We start from the raw sequence: 22,060 nt of genomic DNA, 5'->3' as shown, positions 1-22,060 counted from the left end.
GAGAAATGCGTATAAGAGTAATTCTTGCTATAATAATGTAAAAAATGGAGCGCGAATGAATGAATGTCATAGATAGTCTATTTTGGCGAGTGATTGATGAACTCAGACAAAAAGGATACGAGATGATTCAAAGTCCTTACCCAGAAGATGAAATCTTTTTTGAAGCACCACGAAACTCAGGATATGATCTCATCCGTCTATATAGAAGAGATGTGAATTTTAGACAGGAGATCGTTCGAGATATGGAAGAGCAGGCCTTTCGGATGAATCAGTTAAGAGAAGCCATGCGTAAACGTTCTCTTCATCTCCTGCAGCTACAATTTACAGCTGATCATCCAGTAGATGATTGGGAAGACATAAACGGTCAACCGCAAAAACAGCAAAAGGTGACGGTGACACCTGTTTTACTGAATGAAGAAACCCTTCAAAACGATGGACACGAGCTGCAAAAATGGCTGAATACATCACTTTCGATTGATGTAGAAGAGGCGAAGGCAGATACAGCCGAAGATGTGATGCAGCTTAAAATGAACGTGCTTCAGGCATTTCAAGATCAGGAAAAGCAGCGTGAACGAGAACGGGCTGTTTTCCAAAATGGCAGGCCGATTTTTACCTACTTGTTAATCGCAGTTCAAGTGGTGATGTTTCTTTTACTTGAATTATCTGGTGGAAGTACCAATACAGCCACTTTAACAGCATTTGGTGCGAAAAATAATATGCTGATTTTAGAGGGTGAATGGTGGCGTTTTGTGACACCTATGTTTTTACACATTGGTTTGACGCATTTACTCTTTAATACATTTGCTCTTTGGTCCGTTGGAGCGGCTGTTGAGAGAATTTATGGTTCAGGAAGATTTTTGCTCATTTATTTAATTTCCGGCATCTTTGGCTCCATAGCGAGCTTTGTGTTTAATACAGCCATCGCAGCAGGAGCATCAGGTGCGATCTTTGGCTGTTTAGGCGCATTGTTATATTTAGCGATTTCTAACCGGAAGCTCTTCTTTCGTACGATGGGGACAAATATTATCGTGATTATCCTCATCAATTTAGGGATAGGTTTCACTGTATCAGGGATTGATAATGCAGGGCATCTTGGGGGGCTCGCTGGGGGATTTTTAGCCGCTTTAGCGGTCCGTCTTCCTAAACAGTTTCAGCCTGTCAAAATGCTTCTTGCTAGTCTTCTTCTCCTCCTTATTGGCGGCTTTGGATTGTATACAGGGTTTCATTCAGACGATCAAAAAGAAGCGGCGGCAACTAGCGAGGCAGCGAGTTTATTTGATGAAAAGCACTATAGCGAAGCAAGTCAGCGTCTAGAGGAATATGTAAAGCAAAAGGATGCCTCAGCTGAAGCACTTCATATATATGCGCTTTCCGAAGCGCAGCTTGGACATCTTGACAAGGCCATTGAGTATTTGCAAAAGTCGCTTGAAAAAGATCCAAATGAGCCGAATAAATTGTATCACTTATCGTTGTTGTATGTAGAAAAAGGCGAGACAGCGGAAGCAGCCGAATTCATCAAAAAAGCATTAAAACAAGATCCGCAAAATGACCAATTTTTAAAGTTGAAACAATATATTGAAAACACTCAAACACGTTGAATGACTTGACTGAAAGCGTATTTATGAATACGCTTATCCTATCTGTTGATTTAGAGAAATGGTGAAAATAATGAAAACGTTATATGATGTACAGCAGCTGCTCATGAGATTTGGAAATTACGTGTATTTCGGAGATCGTGAAGTGGAATTAGAATTTATGGCAGATGAATTGAAGGAAATGTACACATCGGGCATCATCGATCGAACTGAATGGTCAAACGCAATGACCATCCTTCAAATGGAACTAGCCAAATTAAATCGAAAAACAATGTGAAGGTGGAGGACATATGACAGGGGATTGGTTTGTAGGAGTTGATCTTGGCGGTACGACAATTAAGCTTGCGTTTATTAATCTTTATGGTGAAATTCAGCATAAGTGGGAGATTCCTACGGATAAATCTGGGCAGACAATTACAGTCGACATTGCCAAGTCAATTGACCATAAACTAGTTGAGATCAGCATGCCGAAATCAGCCCTAATTGGGATCGGTATGGGGGCACCTGGACCAGTGGATAAAGTATCCGGAATTGTCTATAAAACAACGAATCTGGGCTGGACAAACTATCCCTTGAAAGACCATTTAGAGGCAGAGACAGGACTTCCATCTGTCATCGAAAATGATGCAAACATTGCTGCACTCGGTGAAATGTGGAAGGGTGCAGGTGATGGCGCCAAAAACATCCTGATGGTTACACTGGGCACAGGGGTTGGCGGCGGTATTATTGTCAATGGAGAAGTGGTTCAAGGCGAAACAGGTGCTGGTGGAGAAATTGGTCATATTTGTGCCGTTCCATTTCAAGGAGCACCATGTAACTGCGGGAGAACAGGCTGTATTGAAACCATTGCGTCTGCCACAGGTATCGTCCGAATCGCAAAGGATTCATTACAAACAAAGAGCCATACATCATCACTTGGCTCACTTACTTCGCTGTCTGCAAAGGATGTATTTGAGGCAGCAGAAAACGGAGACGAACTGGGGATGCGTGTCGTAGATGAAGTGACAACCCATCTTGGTCTTGTCCTTGCGAATCTGGCTAGTGCCTTAAACCCAACAAAAATCGTCATTGGCGGGGGTGTATCTAAAGCGGGCGAGCTTCTTCGCAGTAAAGTAGAGCGTGTCGTCAAACATCATGCCTTCCCGCCATGTGCTGAGGATGTTGAAGTGGTAATTGCCTCACTAGGAAACGATGCAGGCGTGATCGGCGGTGCATGGATGGCAAAAAACAAGTGGCTGTCTTGAACAAAAATGTCATAATGATGTCATTTTTATTAAAATCAGCGATAGATAGGCATGAAATTGAATGTTTAGCATATTCATAAGTTTGTCATGGGGAAAAAGACATTGATTTTCCAGCATAGACAGGATAAGATATACTTTAGTTATTTTTGAAGAAGCACCAATAATTGGGGATGTCCCTAACCTGAGTGCGTTTTTAGCATAAGGAGGTTACAATGCGAAAGAAAAGATTAAAGGCGATTTCATTTTTACTGATTGCGACTTTGTTAATGTGGGTGAAAACCTATGTTATCTATAAATCTAGTTTTAATATCAAAATTGAAAATTTCATGCAGGAATTTATCCTGTTTATTAATCCGCTTAGCTTTCTCTTGTTTATCTTCGGTATCGGTTTATTCTTTAAAGAAAAAAATCGCAATCGATATATCATCGTGACGAGTTTTGTTCTGACATTTATTTTGTTAGCTAACATTGTATTTTATCGATTCTACAGTGATTTTCTAACCATCCCCGTCCTATTTCAAACAAACAATATGGGTGACCTCGGGTCAAGTATTACCTCTTTAATTGAACCAGTTGATTTTCTGATGTTTGTTGATATCATCATTTTAATTTGGCTCTATAAAAAACAGCCTTCCTTTAGAACAGATGTAACGATTTCACGTAAGGGACGTGCAGCTTATTATTTATTTGTGGCAGCCACTTTCTTCTTTAACCTTGGTCTGGCTGAAACAGAAAGACCAGAGCTGTTAACTCGTTCATTTGACCGAGAGATGCTAGTGAAAAACATCAGCTTATATAACTTCCATATTTATGATGGGGTTCTGCAATCGAAGCAATCCGCTCAGCGAGCACTTGCTGACAGCAATAGCTTAACTGAAATTGAAAACTATGTAAGCGCAAATCAAACAGACCGTAATGAAAAGACGTTTGGTCAAGCAAAAGGACGAAATGTCATTTTAGTATCGCTTGAGTCTACCCAGAGCTTTGTGATCAATGAAAAATTGAATGGGAAAGAGATCACGCCGTTCTTAAACAAATTGATCAAGAAAAGCTACAATTTCAGTAATTTCTATCATCAAACGGGTCAAGGGAAAACATCCGACTCCGAGTTTATTGTTGATAATTCACTCTATCCGCTTGGAAGAGGAGCTGTATTTTTCACAAATCCAAGCAACGAGTTCAAAGCCGCACCTGAGTTGTTAAAAGAGGAAGGCTATCATTCTTCTGTTATTCATGCGAATAACAAAAGTTTCTGGAACCGTGATCTGATCTATGACAGCTTTGGCTACGACAAATTTTTTGATATTAAATCATTCGATGTAAATGAAGAAAATTCAGTTGGCTGGGGACTAAAAGATGGTCCGTTTTTTGAGCAGTCAGTGGATTTAATGAAAACGATCCCGCAACCGTTTTATACGAGATTGATTACATTAACGAACCATTTTCCATTTGACTTAGATGAAGAAGATAAGCTCATTGATGAATATGACTCAAAGAGCAAAACGTTGAACAAATACTTCCCTACAGTGCGTTATCAAGATGAGGCACTAAAGCTTTTCTTTAAAAAAATGAAGGAAGCAGGGTTATACGATAACTCCATTTTTGTGTTATATGGGGATCACTACGGGATTTCTGAAAACCATAACGAAGCAATGGGACAATTCTTAAACAAAGACATTACACCTTTTGAAGAAGTTCAGCTTCAAAAAGTACCATTTGTTGTACACATTCCTGGTATCACGGATAAACATCCAAAAGAGATTGATACAGTTGGCGGCCAAGTGGATATCCGTCCAACAGTCATGAACCTTCTAGGAATCGATACAAGCAAGCAAATTCAATTTGGTCATGACCTATTATCAAAAGATACAAATGACTTCACAGTGCTTCGAGATGGAAGTTTTATTACGAAGGACAGTGTTTTCACAGCTGGTGTGTGCTACAACAAAGAAACGGGTGAGCCGAGAGAAGATGAGTCTGGTTGTCAGTCTTATGAAGAAAAGGCAAAACAGGAGCTTCAATTCTCTGATCAAATTATCTATGGAGATCTCCTTAGATTTTATGACCGAAACAACTCGGACCATTCACCATCTAAAAAAGAAGATGACACTGAGCTAAAAAAGGCGTCTTAATTTAAAAGAAAACCTCTGCTATTTACATGCAGAGGTTTTCTTTTTTTACTTACTGGTTCATATAGTGTGAGAGGGGAGGGATGTAAATGAAAAAGTCGTTTGGCACAATTGAATGGCATCTGGGTGAAGCAAGGAAGGAGGATGTGGCAAAGCAGCTTGGTATAGGGAAAGAAGCTTTCCGTTTATCCAATCAATCAAATACGGATCACCTCCTTTTACCGGGGTATAGACTTCCAGAAGGGACCCATTCATTTCAATCGGTAGGTGATGTGCAAAGCTTCATAGCGCCTTACCGGCTCCAGCAATCAGATGATTGGATCAGCGGAATATTTGAATATGATAGCGCTCACTTAGAAGGAGAGCTTCAATATTTGAAAGCTGTTTTTCCTTTTCTTCAAATGAGTGTGATTGGTCAATCAGTGCTTGATACGCCCATTTATGAAATCCGTACGGAGCCTGTACAACATTTACATTCCATACATGTTAATGCCTCTTTTCATGCAAATGAATGGATCACGACCTCTGTTTTATTAAAATGGCTTAAATCACTTTGTTTAGCGGCCTCTGATCCAGTGCAAGCAAGACATCATGAAGCGGTTCGTATATTGCAGACTACTGCTTTGTCTATTGTCCCGATGGTAAATCCAGACGGTGTTGATTTGGTTCGCAATGGTCCAGAATCTTTAGGGCTGTGCGGTGAGGAGTTCGCGCCGCTAAATGGTGGATTTTCCGATTATCGAGAATGGAAGGCGAATATTCGAGGAATTGATCTAAACAATCAATTTCCTGCTTATTGGGAAATCGAATATTATCGTAATAAGCCGAAAGCTCCGTCTTATAGGGATTTCCCAGGGCATCAGCCGTTAACAGAACCAGAAGCGAAAGCAATGGCACATCTCGCCTTACGAAAACGCTTTGACCGGCTAATTGCCCTTCATACACAAGGAGAAGAGATATACTGGGGTTTTCTTGGCCACGAACCGGCCATTTCAAAAGAGACGGTCGAACGGTTAGAACGGGTGAGTGGTTACAAAGCGATTCAATATCTTGATAGCTATGCAGGTTATCGAGATTGGTTTATTTATCAATGTAAAAGTGAGGGCTATACGGTGGAACTTGGGCGAGGTAAGAACCCGCTTTCTATGAGTCAATTTGATTCGATCTATGAAAAAACAAAGCGGTTATTGTGGGAAGCATGTAAGTATTAAAAGCACCTAATTGGTGCTTTCAGCGTGTAGACAAACCCTCGCATTCTTTGTCAGTCCTGCGTGCCAGTGCTCACGAAGGTGAAATTCGCTCCGCACCAGTACTCGTCCTTCCTAGGGCTGCAAAGGTTTTTTATCACGCTGAAAAGAAGACAAAGGGCTAAAATCAAGTTCATTTTCGCCCTTTGTCAACAATCATTTAATCCGTTCAAACCAATCAATTTCTTATGGTCAATAAAAACCGTGCTGATGTGATTGACGAGAGCATCCCTGTAAGCTATTGTGAAAGAGTGGATGTAAAAAAAAGGATATGAATTAGGGAGATGTCGATGATTGAATGCTCAAAGCCTGTGGAAACGGAATTTTACTTATCTATTTGTTTCTAAAATGTGTAAAATTACTGCTGATAGTTTATCTTTTAACACCATTTTGTGGCTTTTAGTGCTAGGGGGAAAAGGAGCAATTGGAACAGCATTTTTTATTGCCGTTAGTTTTGTCCCTCAAGCCATTATTGGGCCGTTTATTACCCCAATGATGAAGCCGCATCAATTGAAATTTTGGATGTGCTTTGCTGATTTAACTCGGGCGGCGATTATACTTGTGATTGTGGTGAGTTACTTTTATGATTTTTCTCCTTTGGCACTCATCATTGGCGGTATGTTGCTGCATTCAGCGACTGGTGGTTCCTATGAACCAGCTTCGGTGTCCATTATTCCAAAGCTTGTGCATGAAGATGTGATACAAAAGGCGAATGCAACCATTCAATCAGCCAGTCATGTGGTCAGGCTTGTGACTGTGACGATTTGTGGTGTCATGATTGCATTTGTAGGGGTAGGATATACAATGGTTGTGATTATTCCTCTTTACCTCATGTCCGCTTTACTGGTTTTGCTGATTACATATAAAACGGAAGCGATCATGGATAAAGGAAAAAAAGGATTATCATACGGAAAACGATTAATAAGGGGATTTTCACTTGTAAAAAGTCATCATATTTTGTTTCCATTAGCCATTTTTTGTGTCTGCTCCAATTTTGCTGCGGCACCGTGGGAGGCATTGTCGGTTATTTATTTAACAGAAGATTTACATAGTGGACCAGTAGTATATTCATTCATCAAAGTGACCACGGCATTAGGTGCATTTTTGATGGGATTCGTTTTAACAAAGGTGAAAGTGAATCGATACGGTCTGTTGTTTATCGGGGCAGGGATCGTTGATGGAATTGCATTTTTCATTACAGGGATGAATGCCTTATTACCACTTGTGTTTATATCTGCATTTGCCTTAGGTGCAGCCATCAGTGCAGTCAATGTACCTGAACATACGATGATTCAATTGTCAGTAAAAGCGGAGGATCAGCCGCAAGTGTATGCGATTATTAACATGATCTCGTATTTAATGATACCGTTAGGCGCTCTCATTGGTGGTTATATGGCGACGTTATTCGGTTCAGGTTATGTCATTGCAGCAGGAGGACTGATAGAGGCTATTTCAGGTATATGCTTGCTCCTTTTCACGAATATTGGGAAGGTAGAGAGAGCAGATTTGACGATAGAACGGGACAAACCAAGCTTAAACGCCACATGATCATGGCATTTTTGAATCACGATGGGTTACAATGAGAACGAGAAAGAAATAGGATATCATTGAAAGGAGCAAGAACCATGGCGATAGCAGATGTCACCATCATTCCAATAGGCACTGATACACCAAGCGTGAGTGCTTATGTAGCAGACGTACAAAGACTGTTAGAGGGCTTTCAACAAGAAGGGAAAATCAAATATCAGCTCACACCAATGAATACTTTAATTGAAGGGGAGCTATCCGTTTTATTTGAGGTCATTCAGCGTATTCATGAAGCTCCATTTGAAAAGGGTTTACACCGAGTAGCAACCAATATCCGCATAGATGACAGAAGAGATCAAACGACCACCCTTTCAAGCAAATTAGAAAGCGTGAATAAACATTTGAATCAATAGAAAAAGCCTGCTAATTGCAGGCTTTTAATGTGCAGTTGGATAACCGCTATAGATGATGGTCATGACGGTAAACCATCCAAAAACCAAAAATGTGGCGCCAGCGAAAGCAATGGCTAGTACGTTCACTTTTTTGAGTGAGCGATAGATGCCGAGAGCGGCTAAAATCGTGACTAGACCAAAAATAATGACGAGCATCATATGAAAGTCCCCCTTTGTCATCAATCCCCTTGATTTCCTTTCTTTTCATTTTAACCGTTTTCATAAAGCTTGTCGAGTACATTCAAGTTGACGATTGTTTGAATTTTTATTGAATAGCCTTCATAATAAAAAAGAATGAAAAAAGTAGTAGGTGATGAAAATGAATTGGAGAAGAATGCCACTAGGCTATGTGCAAGCGAACGCATATATTTGGAAAAATGAACAAGGAGAATGTTTAATTTTTGATCCAGGCGGCGAAGCGCAAAAGCTAATTTCTTATGTGAAAGAAAAACAGCTGAAACCACTTGCTGTCTTATTGACACATGCCCATTTTGATCATATTGGTGCAGCAGATGAGGTGCGTCAAGAATGGGGAATTCCGCTTTATGTCCATGAAAAGGAAAAAGAATGGCTGACAAATGCTCAGTTAAACGGTTCAGCTCGACTTATTGGTAACGGAATAACGGTCAAAGAAGCTGAACAATTGATTACGTCAGAAGGACCTCTTCAAATTGGATCGTTTACATTAGAAATGTTCCACACACCAGGTCATTCACCTGGCAGTGTGTCTTACTATTCAGCGGAAGAGGGGTTTGTCATTTCTGGTGATACTTTATTCCAAGGCGGTATCGGGAGAACTGATTTAACGGGCGGTAATCAAGACGTGCTGCTTCAATCGATACATGACAAATTGTTGTCATTGCCAGAATCAACTCTTGTGTTAAGTGGACATGGCGAGGAAACAACTGTGCTTACAGAACAGGAGCAAAATCCGTTTATCAATGGGTTTTCTTTATAATCGCACGCACGAAAAAAGCATCTCTTTCAAAAGAGATGCTTTTTTCTATTAATGTCCGGTACCGGGAACCATGATGAAAATCGAATAATATGTAAATCCGGCAAAGAAAATCGTCAAGTACGCTCCGAAAATGTAAATATACATTCTTTCGGATAAATTCAAGTAGGATAAAAATACAAAAAGAACGGTTTGACCGAAGAACAGCAAGGATGCATCTTTCATATGTCCTAAATAGAACATGACAGCAAAAATACCCGTCCAAAACCCAAGAACGCGGAACATGCGATTCATTTCTTTCCCTCCCCTTAAAAAACCCCTTTGATTCATATTATAGCTGATGATCACTTGTTATGTAAACATTTACATTTTTGACAACGTGTGAACATTCATTCTTTCGTTAGAAAAAAATTTTTTGAAAAAGTGATGAAAAAGTGTTTATGCCTAAATTTATGAGGGTACTTAGTCCATAAGAGAAAAGGTTAACGACCTAAGGAGGAAGACTAATGAGTGACATTACTTTTTATTCATACCCAAGCTGCACGTCTTGCCGCAAAACAAAACATTGGTTAAAGGCCAATCAAATTGATTTTAAAGAGCGTCACCTTTTCAGAGAAACGCCAACACTAGACGAATTGAAAAAAATCCTTTCCTTAACAACAGAAGGAATGGATGAAATTTTAGCTACTCGAAGCCAAGCTTTTAAAAGCTTAAATTTAAATATTAATGATCTAAAAGTAAATGAGGTACTTCAGCTTCTCATTGAAAAACCAAAGCTGCTCCGGAGACCTATTATCATTGATGGAAATAAATTAGTGGTCGGCTATAATCCAGGAGAACTCATGAAAATTTCAAAAAAGAAAGCGATTCATCAATCGGTTTCCTAATCAAAAACGAAGATCAGCTGAATGATGTTTCAGCCGTCTTCGTTTTTGTGCTGAACTGGGCTAGCTGGGTTCGAACCAACGATCACGGAGTCAAAGTCCATTGCCTTACCACTTGGCTATAGCCCAATATGAAACGTGTAATGCTATTGTTCACCATCTGCGGTCATTTATACATAAAAAGTTGGTTGTCACTAGTTGTAAGTGAAAAAGGAGCGAACGACAGAAATGAAAAGTGAAAAATCAGAGCAATTATATGAATTTATTCTTAAAGAAGCCCCTGTCATGACCGAAGAATGGCTGAAAACAAGAACAGAAGAAGGCTCATTATACTCCAAACATGCTTCAGAGGAGACAGAAAAGAAGCTGAAAGAACAAAACACAGCATTTATCCAAACCATTGCAGCAACGTTAGTCACGCTATCAGATAAAGTAGAAGACCACCTAAAAAAGTGGTCGGTTGATATTGCCCGCGATCGAGCTGTTCATGAAGTACCTTTATATGAAATCATCGGACAATTTAAGGTGTTCCGTCACATTTTTTGTTCCAGAATTGAGACCTTTACACAACAAACGGAGCTTGAAGTGACACTCAAAGATGTGTGCGATTGGAATCAGCATTTTCACGCAACATTTGATGACATGATTGCACGTTTATCAGAAGAGTATGATCGCGTGACAATCAATCAGCTTAATGCACAAAGAGAAATGATTCAAGAGCTTAGTGCGCCTGTTATTCCAGTTTCAAAAGAGATCGGTATTTTGCCGCTGATTGGTGAAATTGATACGTACCGGGCAAAAATCATTTTGGAATCAGTACTAGAACAGGCATCTAGACTGCGTCTAACGCATTTATTTATTGATATATCTGGCGTTCCCGTTGTTGATACGATGGTTGCTTATCAGTTGTTTAAAGTGGTCGATAGTGCGAAGTTGCTAGGAATTGAGACGATTATATCAGGCATTCGCCCAGAAATCGCTCAAACTGTAGTGAAACTGGGCATTGATTTCTCAAAAGTAAATACTGAACACAGCCTTGCAAAAGCTTTAGAAAAAAGAGGATTTCGTATCTTTGAAGAGCAGCAGCAAGAAGCAACGTGAACCAAAAAATGTTACTAATAAAAGTAACGGGTCCGTTGACGAGGAGAAGCAATATAATGAGCATATGAATGAGATGACCAATTCGCATACAGATTTGGTCTCTTTTTTTTATCCATAAATCAGACACGAAAGGATATTCTTTATCTTCAAATCAGTAACCTATTAAGGAGGATTAAATTTGGAGACACTTCCTTGTAACAGATCATCCATAATGAAAGAACAAAATGAAATAATGATGATCATCAAAAAAGAGGTGCCAATAGCACTTCTTTTTTATTTTCTCCTCTGAACGGAACCCGTTGTTGTGAAAGTCAAGTTTTTTGATGTGCGCTTCTGTTATTTATAGATGAAATACACCTCAAATTGAACATTTTCACATCTTTTCAGTCATGAAAATCATAAAATACGCTTTTGTCAGGTACGTTCTGCCATCATACAATGGGGTCACTGAAAGGAGTGAACCACTTGTATGGTATTGAATATTTGGGACAAGAGCTGCTAGAAGAGGCATGCCGCATGAGAGCATCTGATGTGCATATTGTTCCGAGAGAAAAGGAAGCTTCAGTCTCTTTTCGTGTAGACGCTGACCTCATTCAGCAGCGGATCATTGACAAAAAGAGCGGAGAGCGGCTCATTGCTCATTTCAAATTTTTATCTTCTATGGATATTGGTGAAAGAAGGAGACCACAAAATGGGTCATTGGCTGTGATGCTAAGACGCGGTCAAGTGTTTGTTCGGCTCTCTACACTACCGACTGTAAATGATGAAAGTCTAGTGATTCGGATTTTACCGCAGGATCATGTGCCGAAAACAAAGTATTTGTCACTGTTCCCGAAGGCTTCAGCGAGATTATTATCGTTTCTGAATCATTCGCATGGGCTCATTTTATTTACTGGACCAACAAATTCAGGGAAAACGACAACACTTTATTCATTGATTCAGTTTGCCAAAAAACATTTTAATCGAAATATTATTACCCTTGAAGATCCTGTGGAAACAAGAAATGAAGAAGTGCTGCAGGTTCAAGTAAATGAAAAAGCTGGTATCACGTATGCGGCAGGTTTACGCGCTATTTTAAGACATGATCCAGATATGATTGTGCTTGGAGAAATAAGAGATGCGGAAACAGCCAGAACAGCTATTAGAGCAGCTTTGACAGGTCATTTAGTCATGAGCACACTACATGCAAAAAATGCAAAAGGAGCTCTTTATCGAATGCTGGAATTTGGAGTGACGATGAATGAACTCGAACAAACAATGGTTGCCATTGCTGCTCAGCGGTTAATCGAACTCGCATGTCCATTTTGCGGCGAAACGTGTGAGCTTTATTGCAAACTAAATCGGCCAGTCAGACGAACAAATGTATTTGAATTGCTTTACGGAAAGGAGCTTGGTGAGTGTATCAAAGAGGCAAAAGGAGAATACGCTCATTCGTCATACGAAACACTGCAAAGATTAATTCGGAAAGGAGTGGCACTCGGCTATTTATCAAAAAGCACATATCATCGATGGGTTTATGAAGAAGCGAGCCTCTAAAGCCTGGTCTAAAAAAGAACAAGCTGAATTCTTATCGAAACTGGCTCAATTGATTCAAGCCGGATATACATTGGTTGATGCACTAACGATGGTGAATATTCAGTTATCAAAAAAACAGCAGCAGCGATTAACGCCAGGCATTCAGTGGCTGCTTGAAGGGGAGCCTTTTTACGTTGTACTTGAGCGACTTCATTTTCAGCGGGAAGCCGTCGCTATTCTTTGTTTTTCAGAGAAACATGGCAGCCTAGCGCGAGCTCTTGAACAAAGCGCCCGTTTTCTAGAGAAAAAAACCATGCAGGTAGACACATTCAAGCGTATGTTACGATATCCGATTTTTCTTATGTTTACGGTTTTTGTTGTGCTCATCATTGTTCAGCAAATGATCGTCCCTCAATTTTCTTTATTATATTCATCTATGAATACAAGCATGTCATGGCTCATTCAAGGGATGTTTGGCCTCTTCCAATTCCTACACGCTTCGCTGCTCATGATCGGTTGTATATGTATCTGTCTTTTTGGATATTATGAGCTCTTTTTTAAGAAAAAATCGACCCTTGAGAAATTGAAAGTCATCAGCAGGCTGCCAGTGGTATTTAAAGGGGTACAGCTGATGCATACGTATCTTTTTTCTCTTCAGCTAAGTGGACTTCTCCAAGCTGGGTTATCGATTTACGAAAGTTTGCAAGCTTTTAAACAGCAGACCTATTTACCCTTCCTTCAAGAAATGTCTGAACAAATGATAGGAGAGTTAAGAAAAGGTGAGAGTATGGAACATCAAATAAGCCGGTCTCCTTTTTTCGAAAGGCATTTTGCGGCTGTCATTAAGCATGGGGAAGCAAGTGGGATGCTAGCAAGAGAAATGTACACATATAGTCAATTTCTTTTAGAGAATGCAGAATTGAAAATTGAAAAATGGGTTTCATGGCTGCAGCCTGTCATCTATGGCTTAACAGCATTTCTTATACTCATTGTGTATTTATCTATTCTTTTACCAATGTATCAATTAATGGAACAAGTGTGAAAAGGAGGGCTAAGGCATGAATGATAAAGGATTTACACTGTTAGAAATGTTAATTGTCATGCTTGTGATCTCCATTCTTTTATTGATTACCATTCCAAATATCACTCGGCATCATCAAAGCATTCAAGCAAAGGGCTGTGAAGGGCTGAAATCAATGGTGAGTACACAGGTAATGGCATATGAATTAGAGCATGATGGCAAGACGCCATCTTTAGCTGAATTAGAAAAAGAAGGCTATGTCAAAAAGGGATTAACTTGTCCGAATGGAAAGGCAATTTTCATTCAAAATGGGGATGTGAAAAATGAATAAATCGCTTTTCCAGGAGAAAGGATTTACACTCATTGAGCAGCTCTTGATCGTCATGATTTTCTCTATCTTATTATCGATAATAGGTGGAAAAGTTCCCAATATATTAGAAAGTGCTGAAGCAAAAAAGCAAGTGAACTTGCTAAAACAAGATCTTCAATTGGCATCTTATACTGCATTTATTAAAAAAACACGAGTAACTGTTGAGTTTCACCCGACCAATGTATCTTATCAAGTCATCGAGCAGAATAGTAAGCAGATCATTGCTTCTCATGCACACAAAAAAGGTACCATTAAGCAATCCACATTTCAAAAAGGCCTTCACTTTAATAAAAACGGACATCCAAATAGCGGCGGTTCTCTCATTGTTCAATTTGGCAGTCAAATATATAAACTCACGATTTACTTAGGGAGCGGGCGGATTCATGTTCAGAAACAATAAAGGATTTAGTACGTTTGAGATGCTCTTTTCTTGCCATCTCTTTCTATTTACTGCTCTTGTGCTCGTGCCATCCTTTGAAAAACTGACAATAGGGAAAGAAGAATTAAGAGCCAAACTGGAAGCTTATCAAATTTTACATGAGTATATGAATAAAGCTTTTATAGAAGGTCAAAAGAAAACAAGTACAAAGAAACGAGGCGAGATCACATATGAATTCATTTGGGGTCAGGAGAAGGGATGTGTTTCATACAAAGTACAAAAAAAGCAGACGATTTGCTTTTGGCATTTGGAGCGATGAACAAGGCTTTACACTCGCACAAGCAATATGGCAATTGCAGCTATTTTTGCTGCTTTCTGTTGGCTGCATGCTGCTTTTATCAATTACTGAAAAAGCTCATCCGTTTGCAGAAATCAACAAATTTTCGCAAATGGAGTGGAAACAAACGGTCCTGCAATTAGAGGAGGATCTAAATTGTGCTGTCGCTGTAAGAGCGGTGAAAAATGGAACAGCTCTGGAGTATATTTCAAGTCAAGGGCGAGTGGTGACGATTGAGCCGTATCAAGAGATGCTTCGTAAACGAACGGATCAGGCAGGCCATCTCCCTTTATTACAAAAGGTGAAACAATTCCATGTAAGAACAAAAGAGCAAACCACCACTCTCCAAGTCACAGATGTATTTGGTCAAGTACATGAAGCTGTTTTTTTCACTTACAAAGGAGTGATTCCTAAAACGTGAAAAGAGAAGACGGGTTTATTTATCCTCACGTATTTGCTGTCATTCTTTTATTTTTATTGATTCTAGGCTCAATGACCATTGGGTTTCAAAAAGAGTTGAAAAGTGCAGAGCTCACGATTTCTTTTTATCAAAAACAGCAGTTATTTCGAATGGGACTAAATGAAGCTGCAAACAAATTAAATCGTATTTGTGATCAGCCATTGAGCCCAATTTTCACAGAAGAAGGTCGAGTGACGTTGAAGCGAATTGGGTGCGATGACAGAAAAAAGATAGTCCGCCTCTTGGTTAACATCGAAACAAAGGGTGGTGTAACTGACGAGCGGGAACTAGAGATGAATAAGGAGACAGGAGAAATCAATCAATGGATCAGCACTTATTAGCGAGTGTATAAAACGATACTCTTCTTGGTAACACTTTAAGGAAGAAGAGGTGAGTGTTCGATGAAGACAAATGATTATGTAAAATATATGACGCAGGAAATTATTAAATATATGAATACACCACGTGACGAGCGGAAAGAACATAAACAGGAAAAAATGGAGACAAAACCACCATTTTCTCAGCGTTTATTTGGTGTTCTGCCTTTTGGCTTCTCAATGATGCTAAAAAAACGTCATCGTCATCGACAAAAGTAAAAAGCCGCCAGCAGGCGGTTTTTTAATGCCATTTTAGCTGTATTCTTCGACAACAATGACTTTATTGACCTTGTTCGAGTATGGGTTATAGGAAATGGTGACATATACCCCAAATTCTTTGGCCTGATCTTTCAACGTAATATGATATTGCTTCACGGATTCTTTCTCCCGGTGCCGATCCCACACTTTTTGTTTGAATAAAACATGTGCTAACGGATACCGTTTTTTTGCTTCTTTGACTGCCCTTGTTTCCCATTGATCTGCGGGAGCAGTGATTCCTTTTGCCTCCGCAAGATGGGCGCTTTGGATCAAAGGGCTTAACAGTAAACTGAGCATGATCATGATTCTTCCATATTTCAACTAACATCACCTCACCAATTATTATCCTGACCAAATCCTGCACTTTTATGTAAATTTTTAAGAAGTACAAATGTCACAGAAAAAAATATTGAATATGGCGAAAGAATGAGAAAATGGAAGAATTTTCTCGGTAATGTTCTTGTTTAAGAACAAAATGGACTAATTTGACGTTTTGGATTTTATAGGTAATTCCTTATACTGAGTGTAATCGTTCTTTTTAAAGAACAATTGTTCAAGGAGTTGAAAGAATCAATGAAACAGCCGCTCTTTGTACTATTTTGTGCTATTTGTTTGATTTTCACTTCTTTTTTTATTACGTCTACTAATGCTTCTTTTAACGATGTCGAGCATTCGAATTTTGTCATGAAAACATGTGAAAATTTCGAAGAGACAGATCAGCATTGTCAGCCGAAGAAATGGGATAGAAGCCATTTGAAACTGATCGATCAAACGATCATTGAGGGGACAGTCTGTGCGCCTCAAAAGTTGAGCATGTCACTAAAAAATATTGGACAACCCATCGCGCACTCTGAATGGAAGTGGGAACTGTATAAAGTAGAGAGTGCTCAGATGCCATTACAAGATGGCCATGTTATTGAAAAAGGTGCTATACAGTCCCTCTCATCAGAAGAAACGACGACTGTCACGGCAGTTAAAGCAAAAACAAATGGAATCTATTTGTTTAAAATCTATTATCCTAAAGGGTTTGGTGGTTCTGAAAAGCCATTCTTTACGTCTCGACATATGCAGCTTTCGAATTGTCAAGAAAAGGTGTCCTAAAGGGGACTAGTCTTTTGAATGAAACATGATATGTAAAGGGGAGAAAGGTATGAAAAAGTGGATGAAAATGTCTGGGAGTATTCTTTACGCGCTGGTCTTCACGATGATGATTGTGTGTATTATTGTCGTGTTGTCATCAAGAACAACAGGAGGAGATCCTCAGATTTTTGGTTATGAGTTCAAGCAAGTATTATCTGGATCAATGGAACCTGAATTTTCGACTGGTTCATTGATTGTCGTGAAACATGTCACCTCACCTGAAACACTCAAAAAAGGGGATATTATTACGTTTCAAACGAAGCAAGACCAATCCTTTGTGACTCACCGCATTGTTGGGGTGAAAGGAAAAGGAGTAAATAAAGCCTTTGAGACAAAAGGAGACCACAATATGTATCAAGACGGCACGCTCGTCAAAGCGAATCAAGTGACTGCGCAGTATACGGGCGTGAACATTCCTTATGCAGGAAAGCTTCTTTCGTATGCAGGAACTTCTGCTGGGACCGCTCTTTTGCTCATTATTCCAGGGGTGATGCTGCTTGTTTATTCAACCATTCATTTTGTTGGTGCTGCCAAACATAGAAGACATACGGCTGAGTTACATATGTCAGAGGAACAAGCATAAATTTTCGTTTGTAACCTAAATCAGGTTTCAATAAAACAATTTATTAGGGGGTTCAATCATGGCAATGAAAAAATCAATTCGTTTAGGTGTTTTATCAGGAGCATTAGGTCTTGCTTTAATTGGAGGGGGAACATGGGCTGCATTTAATGATGTTGAGACGGCAAACGCGGTCTACTCTACAGGAGAGCTGAATCTATCTGCAAAAGAGAATTCCGGCGCCATCAACCTTGCGAACATAAAACCCGGTGACCGTATAAAGAAGGAATTTAATTTTGAAAATAAAGGGTCTCTTGCAATTAATCAAGTGCTGATGAGTCTTGATTATAGCCAGTTTCAAGATGGAACATCAGCGAAAAATGGCGGGAAGAATACAGCTGAAGAATTCCTCAGCCAATTTCAGGTGAGTGTTCTAACGGTTGGAGCCGAAGGTGGGAATGGATACCCGAAAAATATTATTTTAGACCATGCAAACCTGCTTGACCTGCATCTATTAACGTCAAAGCAGGATCAGACCGCATTTGAAAAGCTTCGTCATGCCGTCGATGAGAAGTTTTTACATGAAAGTGGTAAAATTAATGTTGCCACCGTTGATGGATCAACAGCTCCAGAGTATGACGGCATTCCAAAGAATCCGTTTGATTACGATAAAATGGAAATGATCATTGAATTTGTCAATGACCAGACGAAGGATAAAGCGGGTAACTATATCCAAAATAAATACCAAGGCGATGCGATTCAAGTTGATCTTTCCTTCGAAGCGACTCAGTGGAATGGTTTAACGATCAATCCGAAAAAGCATACGGATGAAAAAGGCTACGTGAAAGAAAACGAAAAAGCACACAGCGAAGATAAAAAATAAAGTCAGTCTTTAGACTGATAACAAGATCTGCATAGCAATTGGAGGAGTATGCGCTAAAATATGCGCATTACTCCTCTTCTTGCTTTTTTTTCCAGATTTGATAATCTAAAAATTCACGAAATTGCTTTTTCGAAACCCCTGATGTCATTGCATCTCGAACTAGTTTTTCCCATTCACTATCTAATTGACCATCGTATTCGGTTTCATCATTTTCGTTTAACAGTGTATGAACCGAGACGTCCAGAACAGCGGAGACTTTTTCAAGAAATTGAATGGAGGGGTTTGTTTGCAAGTTTCTTTCTATTGAACTTAAATAAGACTTCGCTACCCCAGCCTTTTCGGCCAGTTCTGATAGTGAGTAGCCTTTTTCATTGCGGTATTGTTTAATACGCTGGCCAATCAATGTCATCACCTTCCTTTCGATATTATAGCACATTCAGAAAGGTTTGATAGAATGACTTCTTGCCATAGGGGGAGACTCAGAGGACTTTTCGCGTGATTTGAGAAAATGACGGACTTCTTCTACTGTTAGTCCTGCTTTGCGCGCTTCGCGTAATAATTGAACCCATTCACTGTCTAATAACTTCGTTTTCTTTTCCATACAAATACCCTCCTAAAATACTGAATCGTGTATTTCAGGCACTTAACGCATGAAATGGAAAAACACAGGTGATAAGACCTCATAGATTGCTTGCGTCATGTTTCCGCCCAATACAAACAGACAAACGTTGCTTTTGATTGATCGAAAATTTGATATCACATGAAAGGGAGGGAGACATGCTAAGTCAGCCCCCTCTTTTTTGCTGTAAGTAAAAAAGTCCGCCATTTTCAATCGTAAGACTGATTTTTGGTTCGTATAAAGTTTTAAGTGCTTGTCTTTCTATTTCATATTCTACAGATGTGTCTGAAGTCCCTTCATAAAATTGGTTTAAAAGTTCCGAGTCTTCTTTCCACTTTTGAACAGCTCTTACCGCCCAATCATCCGGCTCTTCATTGGCATAACGTTCCATCAGGCTGTAAAGCCGTTTGACGCCGCTCTCTGGCTTAATCATCGTACTCATTGTGAAGCAATAATCAGGAATTTGAGACGATAGCTCACGTGCTTCTAGCTTCTCTTGAAATTGTTCGATGACTTCTCCGCGTATTAGATGAAGTCCAAGAGACAGCAGTTTGTCTTTTTTACGGTCTGCCAGATAGGATATTTTGACATTGAGACCAAGCCACGGCTCCAGTGCGATCTGGCTGTTTGTGAGCGGTCTGACTTTTTCGTACAGCCGAATAAAACGGCCTTGCTGTTTCACAACCTCGAATATTTGGAATAAACGAGGGGAGCCGAAGTGGACAAATTCTCCTTCGACCGAGTCATCAGCTTTTTTTTGATCGGTGATCAAAGTCAATTGCCGTGGCTCAGGTACGCCTCCCGTTTTTTCGAGCCAATGCCAATAAAAAGGACGGTTCATGATCAATTTATCCATTTCAATTGTCAGCTGTACGGTCATGTGCCCTGCACTTTCTTCAAGTATGTCGCATTGATTTGCCTGAAAGAAACGGAGAAGAAATGTGTGAATCTCGCGCTGCTCCATTGGTCAACTCTCCTTTATGAACCTTGCTGTCTTTCTTCTAAAAGCGGTGTTTGTGCTTCTGTTAAATAGGAAGCAAATTGGGTTAATTTCTTTTTCATATCTACGTCAGACTCGTGCTGGAAGAGAATTTGATGCAATTCTGTTTCAGCATCTTGGATATCAATTCGGGTTAAAATATCATCTAGATCGCCAATGACGTTTTCAAACAGCTGAATTTTTTCATATAAAAGTTTTAAAATATGTTCTTCGACTGTCCCGCTGGTTGCCATATTGTAAATGTGAACATCCCGCTCTTGACCGAGCCGGTGAATACGTCCAATTCTTTGTTCCAAGCGCATTGGGTTCCACGGAAGGTCGTAGTTGATGATTTGGTTGCAAAACTGAAGGTTGATCCCCTCGCCGCCTGCTTCTGTCGCGATGAGCACTTGCGCCCGCTCTCTAAATAAATCTTTCATCCAGTCTTTTTTACTCCGTTTAAACCCGCCTCGAAAAGGAACCGAACTGATGCCGTTTTGCTGGAGAAACCATTGCAAATAAATTTGTGTCGCGCGGTATTCAGTGAAGATAATGACTTTTTCATTTAATTGCTGAATGAGTTTAACGACTTCAAGTGCTTTAGAATTTTGTTCTACCTGGTTAATTTTCTCCATGATGTGCATCATCGCAGAAGCACCTAGAATGTGTTTTTCCTCTTCTTGCATTTTTTTAATGGTCATATAGACGGCCTCACGACTCGAACAGCATTCTCGTTCTAAGGTCATAATTGAAAACATGTGCTTCGTATAGGAAGGGTTTTCTTTTAACTTGCAAATTTCATCATATAGTGCTTGTTCTGTCGGGGAGAAATCAATAGAAATCGTCTTTACATGCCGCTTTGACCATTCGATGCCAGTGTCTTGTCTCCGGTTCCGAATCATGACTTTATTGACTAACTGTTTTAGTCGGTCATGGTCCTCGAGTTGAAGGTCTTTTTTGGCAAAGAGGTCTTTAAACTGTGTTTCATTACCTAAATGGCCTGGCTTCAACAGAGAGACGAGATTAAAAATTTCTCCTATCCGATTTTGGATAGGTGTGGCTGTGAGCAGCAGGCAGAACTTTTTATTCAAATTTCTCACAAACTCATAGTTTTTCGTTTTATTGTTTTTCAGTTTGTGTGCTTCATCAATAATGACCATATCGTAGGAGATGGATAAGATCGTGTCTCGATGCGGCTGTCTTTTGGCTGTATCAATTGAGGAAACCACAACATCGCACTGCTCCCACACATAGCTCTTCTTTTGCTCGACAGCATCTATGTAAAATTTCGTCCGCAGTTCTTGTACCCATTGGGACACAAGAGAGGCGGGTACGAGAATGAGAATCTTCTTGGCAAGTCCGCGAATCATGTATTCTTTGATAATCAGTCCTGCTTCAACGGTTTTTCCAAGACCCACTTCATCTGCTAAAATGGCTTTCCCATTCATCTCTTCTACGACTCTTCTAGCGACTTCGAGCTGGTGTTTTAAAGGAGTAAATGCAGGCAGGTGCGCAGGTGCTTGCAGTCCTTCAAATGAATCAATGGCTGTCACTTTTTGTACCTGTGCTGCTAAACGGTACATATCCCAATTCGCCCAGGGACCGTCTGCTGTAAGCCGCTTTTGAAATTCACTTGCCCATTTTTGATCAAAGATCGTTTGAATATTCAATGTGACCGCCTGCCTTTCTGGTAGAGTGATGATAAAATCGTTCTGTTTTTAAACGCTTCATTTTTTGATAGCGATTTAAAAGATGTTATATATCAATAAAAGCGAACGATAATGAATAATTATTTTAAAAATGTTAATGATTTTTCTGTTGCTCTTCATCCATTTCTAATGGTAGGATGTTGGTAAGTGATCTAGAGAATAAGTCACCCATTTTGATAGTATGTCCAATAAAGGTGAAGAATATGAGCGGATGATGGTATGGGGAGAGACCTAGCGGTTATTTTGCACTGACAGGCGCCGAAGGAGCAAGCTGAATTGGTTCAGTGAATCTCTCAGGCAAAAGTACTCTTACCGGACGC

28 protein-coding genes, 1 tRNA gene and 1 riboswitch are annotated in these 22,060 nt (G+C 39.8%); of the genes, 21 read left to right on the top strand and 8 right to left on the bottom strand.

The features are described 5' to 3' along the window. The first annotated feature begins 59 nt into the window (after window positions 1–59). From KVT11_RS12135 to KVT11_RS12105, 7 genes are all read left to right on the top strand, one after another. Entirely contained in the window at window positions 60–1,598 is a 1,539-nt protein-coding gene (locus KVT11_RS12135) for a rhomboid family protein (protein ID WP_025207628.1), read from the top strand. Window positions 1,599–1,668: 70 nt separating this feature from the next. Further along, the gene (locus KVT11_RS12130; RefSeq protein ID WP_008342322.1) at window positions 1,669–1,872 is read left to right on the top strand and encodes a YqgQ family protein; all 204 of its coding nucleotides are present in this window, start codon (window positions 1,669–1,671) and stop codon (window positions 1,870–1,872) included. 13 nt (window positions 1,873–1,885) lie between these two features. Beyond that, the gene (locus tag KVT11_RS12125; protein ID WP_035390822.1) at window positions 1,886–2,839 is read left to right on the top strand and encodes an ROK family glucokinase; all 954 of its coding nucleotides are present in this window, start codon (window positions 1,886–1,888) and stop codon (window positions 2,837–2,839) included. Window positions 2,840–3,051: 212 nt separating this feature from the next. After that, the gene (locus KVT11_RS12120) at window positions 3,052–4,971 is read left to right on the top strand and encodes an LTA synthase family protein (RefSeq protein WP_025207626.1); all 1,920 of its coding nucleotides are present in this window, start codon (window positions 3,052–3,054) and stop codon (window positions 4,969–4,971) included. Between the two features lie 86 nt (window positions 4,972–5,057). After that, on the top strand, window positions 5,058–6,179 hold the full coding sequence (locus KVT11_RS12115; protein ID WP_116307144.1) for a M14 family metallopeptidase: 1,122 nt from the start codon (window positions 5,058–5,060) through the stop codon (window positions 6,177–6,179). A 330-nt stretch (window positions 6,180–6,509) separates the two neighbouring features. Continuing rightward, complete coding sequence (locus KVT11_RS12110) at window positions 6,510–7,763, top strand: MFS transporter (RefSeq protein ID WP_007501238.1); 1,254 nt, start codon at window positions 6,510–6,512, stop codon at window positions 7,761–7,763. A 77-nt stretch (window positions 7,764–7,840) separates the two neighbouring features. Beyond that, entirely contained in the window at window positions 7,841–8,155 is a 315-nt protein-coding gene (locus KVT11_RS12105; protein WP_008342314.1) for an MTH1187 family thiamine-binding protein, read from the top strand. 24 nt (window positions 8,156–8,179) lie between these two features. On the opposite strand, the gene KVT11_RS12100 is transcribed toward KVT11_RS12105, so the two are convergent. After that, window positions 8,180–8,353: a DUF2759 domain-containing protein gene (locus KVT11_RS12100; RefSeq protein ID WP_003217333.1), complete on the bottom strand. Its 174-nt coding sequence runs from the start codon at window positions 8,351–8,353 to the stop codon at window positions 8,180–8,182. 160 nt (window positions 8,354–8,513) lie between these two features. Here KVT11_RS12100 and KVT11_RS12095 point away from each other — a divergent pair, with 160 nt between their 5' ends. Next, the gene (locus KVT11_RS12095; protein WP_017357989.1) at window positions 8,514–9,152 is read left to right on the top strand and encodes an MBL fold metallo-hydrolase; all 639 of its coding nucleotides are present in this window, start codon (window positions 8,514–8,516) and stop codon (window positions 9,150–9,152) included. Between the two features lie 48 nt (window positions 9,153–9,200). Here the strand turns inward: KVT11_RS12095 and KVT11_RS12090 are convergent, their stop codons facing one another. After that, window positions 9,201–9,443, bottom strand: coding sequence for a DUF2626 domain-containing protein (locus KVT11_RS12090; protein ID WP_003217440.1), 243 nt, complete (start codon window positions 9,441–9,443; stop codon window positions 9,201–9,203). Window positions 9,444–9,655: 212 nt separating this feature from the next. Between KVT11_RS12090 and KVT11_RS12085 the strand changes: the two genes are divergently transcribed. Further along, window positions 9,656–10,036 (top strand): Spx/MgsR family RNA polymerase-binding regulatory protein, encoded by a 381-nt coding sequence (locus tag KVT11_RS12085; RefSeq protein ID WP_007501232.1) that lies wholly within the window; start codon window positions 9,656–9,658, stop codon window positions 10,034–10,036. A 55-nt stretch (window positions 10,037–10,091) separates the two neighbouring features. On the opposite strand, the gene KVT11_RS12080 is transcribed toward KVT11_RS12085, so the two are convergent. Next, window positions 10,092–10,162 (bottom strand) — tRNA-Gln (locus tag KVT11_RS12080). A 99-nt stretch (window positions 10,163–10,261) separates the two neighbouring features. Here KVT11_RS12080 and KVT11_RS12075 point away from each other — a divergent pair. The 9 genes from KVT11_RS12075 (at window position 10,262) to KVT11_RS12035 (ending at window position 15,812) form a co-directional block, all read left to right on the top strand. Continuing rightward, complete coding sequence (locus KVT11_RS12075; RefSeq protein WP_116307142.1) at window positions 10,262–11,134, top strand: STAS domain-containing protein; 873 nt, start codon at window positions 10,262–10,264, stop codon at window positions 11,132–11,134. A 465-nt stretch (window positions 11,135–11,599) separates the two neighbouring features. Then, on the top strand, window positions 11,600–12,670 hold the full coding sequence (gene comGA / locus KVT11_RS12070; protein ID WP_017357987.1) for a competence type IV pilus ATPase ComGA: 1,071 nt from the start codon (window positions 11,600–11,602) through the stop codon (window positions 12,668–12,670). Next, window positions 12,651–13,691: a competence type IV pilus assembly protein ComGB gene (gene comGB / locus KVT11_RS12065; protein WP_116307140.1), complete on the top strand. Its 1,041-nt coding sequence runs from the start codon at window positions 12,651–12,653 to the stop codon at window positions 13,689–13,691. The genes comGA and comGB overlap by 20 nt, the downstream gene beginning before the upstream one ends. Before the next feature lie 16 nt (window positions 13,692–13,707). Beyond that, window positions 13,708–14,001 (top strand): competence type IV pilus major pilin ComGC, encoded by a 294-nt coding sequence (gene comGC, locus KVT11_RS12060; protein ID WP_008342186.1) that lies wholly within the window; start codon window positions 13,708–13,710, stop codon window positions 13,999–14,001. After that, complete coding sequence (comGD, locus tag KVT11_RS12055) at window positions 13,994–14,440, top strand: competence type IV pilus minor pilin ComGD (RefSeq protein ID WP_116307138.1); 447 nt, start codon at window positions 13,994–13,996, stop codon at window positions 14,438–14,440. Before comGC ends, comGD begins: the two co-directional genes overlap by 8 nt. Further along, complete coding sequence (gene comGE, locus KVT11_RS12050; protein WP_081114339.1) at window positions 14,424–14,738, top strand: competence type IV pilus minor pilin ComGE; 315 nt, start codon at window positions 14,424–14,426, stop codon at window positions 14,736–14,738. The genes comGD and comGE overlap by 17 nt, the downstream gene beginning before the upstream one ends. Further along, window positions 14,680–15,177, top strand: a complete 498-nt coding sequence (gene comGF, locus KVT11_RS12045; RefSeq protein WP_116307136.1) for a competence type IV pilus minor pilin ComGF — start codon at window positions 14,680–14,682, stop codon at window positions 15,175–15,177. The genes comGE and comGF overlap by 59 nt, the downstream gene beginning before the upstream one ends. Further along, entirely contained in the window at window positions 15,174–15,557 is a 384-nt protein-coding gene (locus KVT11_RS12040) for a competence type IV pilus minor pilin ComGG (protein WP_116307134.1), read from the top strand. The genes comGF and KVT11_RS12040 overlap by 4 nt, the downstream gene beginning before the upstream one ends. Window positions 15,558–15,617: 60 nt before the next feature. Beyond that, entirely contained in the window at window positions 15,618–15,812 is a 195-nt protein-coding gene (locus KVT11_RS12035) for a YqzE family protein (RefSeq protein ID WP_034319624.1), read from the top strand. 33 nt (window positions 15,813–15,845) lie between these two features. Here the strand turns inward: KVT11_RS12035 and KVT11_RS12030 are convergent, their stop codons facing one another. After that, a complete protein-coding gene (locus KVT11_RS12030) occupies window positions 15,846–16,172 on the bottom strand; it encodes a DUF3889 domain-containing protein (protein WP_083561443.1) in 327 nt (108 codons plus the stop codon). 252 nt (window positions 16,173–16,424) lie between these two features. Here KVT11_RS12030 and tapA point away from each other — a divergent pair, with 252 nt between their 5' ends. The 3 genes from tapA to tasA are packed head-to-tail and all read left to right on the top strand — an operon-like array spanning window position 16,425 to window position 18,433. Then, window positions 16,425–16,952 (top strand): amyloid fiber anchoring/assembly protein TapA, encoded by a 528-nt coding sequence (gene tapA, locus KVT11_RS12025; protein ID WP_116307132.1) that lies wholly within the window; start codon window positions 16,425–16,427, stop codon window positions 16,950–16,952. A 49-nt stretch (window positions 16,953–17,001) separates the two neighbouring features. After that, window positions 17,002–17,574 carry a signal peptidase I SipW gene (sipW, locus tag KVT11_RS12020; protein ID WP_017357979.1) on the top strand — a complete coding sequence of 191 codons (573 nt, stop codon included), beginning with the start codon at window positions 17,002–17,004 and terminating at the stop codon, window positions 17,572–17,574. A gap of 58 nt (window positions 17,575–17,632) precedes the next feature. Then, window positions 17,633–18,433, top strand: coding sequence for a biofilm matrix protein TasA (gene tasA, locus KVT11_RS12015; RefSeq protein ID WP_008342195.1), 801 nt, complete (start codon window positions 17,633–17,635; stop codon window positions 18,431–18,433). A gap of 67 nt (window positions 18,434–18,500) precedes the next feature. On the opposite strand, the gene sinR is transcribed toward tasA, so the two are convergent. From sinR to KVT11_RS11995, 4 genes are all read right to left on the bottom strand, one after another. After that, window positions 18,501–18,836, bottom strand: a complete 336-nt coding sequence (gene sinR, locus KVT11_RS12010; RefSeq protein ID WP_017357978.1) for a transcriptional regulator SinR — start codon at window positions 18,834–18,836, stop codon at window positions 18,501–18,503. Window positions 18,837–18,869: 33 nt separating this feature from the next. Further along, window positions 18,870–19,034: an anti-repressor SinI family protein gene (locus KVT11_RS12005; RefSeq protein ID WP_008342197.1), complete on the bottom strand. Its 165-nt coding sequence runs from the start codon at window positions 19,032–19,034 to the stop codon at window positions 18,870–18,872. A gap of 184 nt (window positions 19,035–19,218) precedes the next feature. Then, the gene (locus tag KVT11_RS12000) at window positions 19,219–20,016 is read right to left on the bottom strand and encodes a YqhG family protein (protein WP_017367588.1); all 798 of its coding nucleotides are present in this window, start codon (window positions 20,014–20,016) and stop codon (window positions 19,219–19,221) included. A gap of 14 nt (window positions 20,017–20,030) precedes the next feature. After that, a complete protein-coding gene (locus tag KVT11_RS11995; RefSeq protein WP_008342199.1) occupies window positions 20,031–21,701 on the bottom strand; it encodes a DEAD/DEAH box helicase in 1,671 nt (556 codons plus the stop codon). A gap of 250 nt (window positions 21,702–21,951) precedes the next feature. Then, window positions 21,952–22,059, top strand: a riboswitch (glycine riboswitch). Window position 22,060 lies beyond the last annotated feature (1 nt).

Source organism: Bacillus sp. GbtcB10 (genome assembly GCF_019091365.1).
Lineage (GTDB): Bacteria > Bacillota > Bacilli > Bacillales > Bacillaceae > Bacillus > Bacillus altitudinis.
The sequence above is the reverse complement of the archived record's forward strand: the minus strand, read 5'-3'. Positions and strand labels throughout refer to the sequence as shown.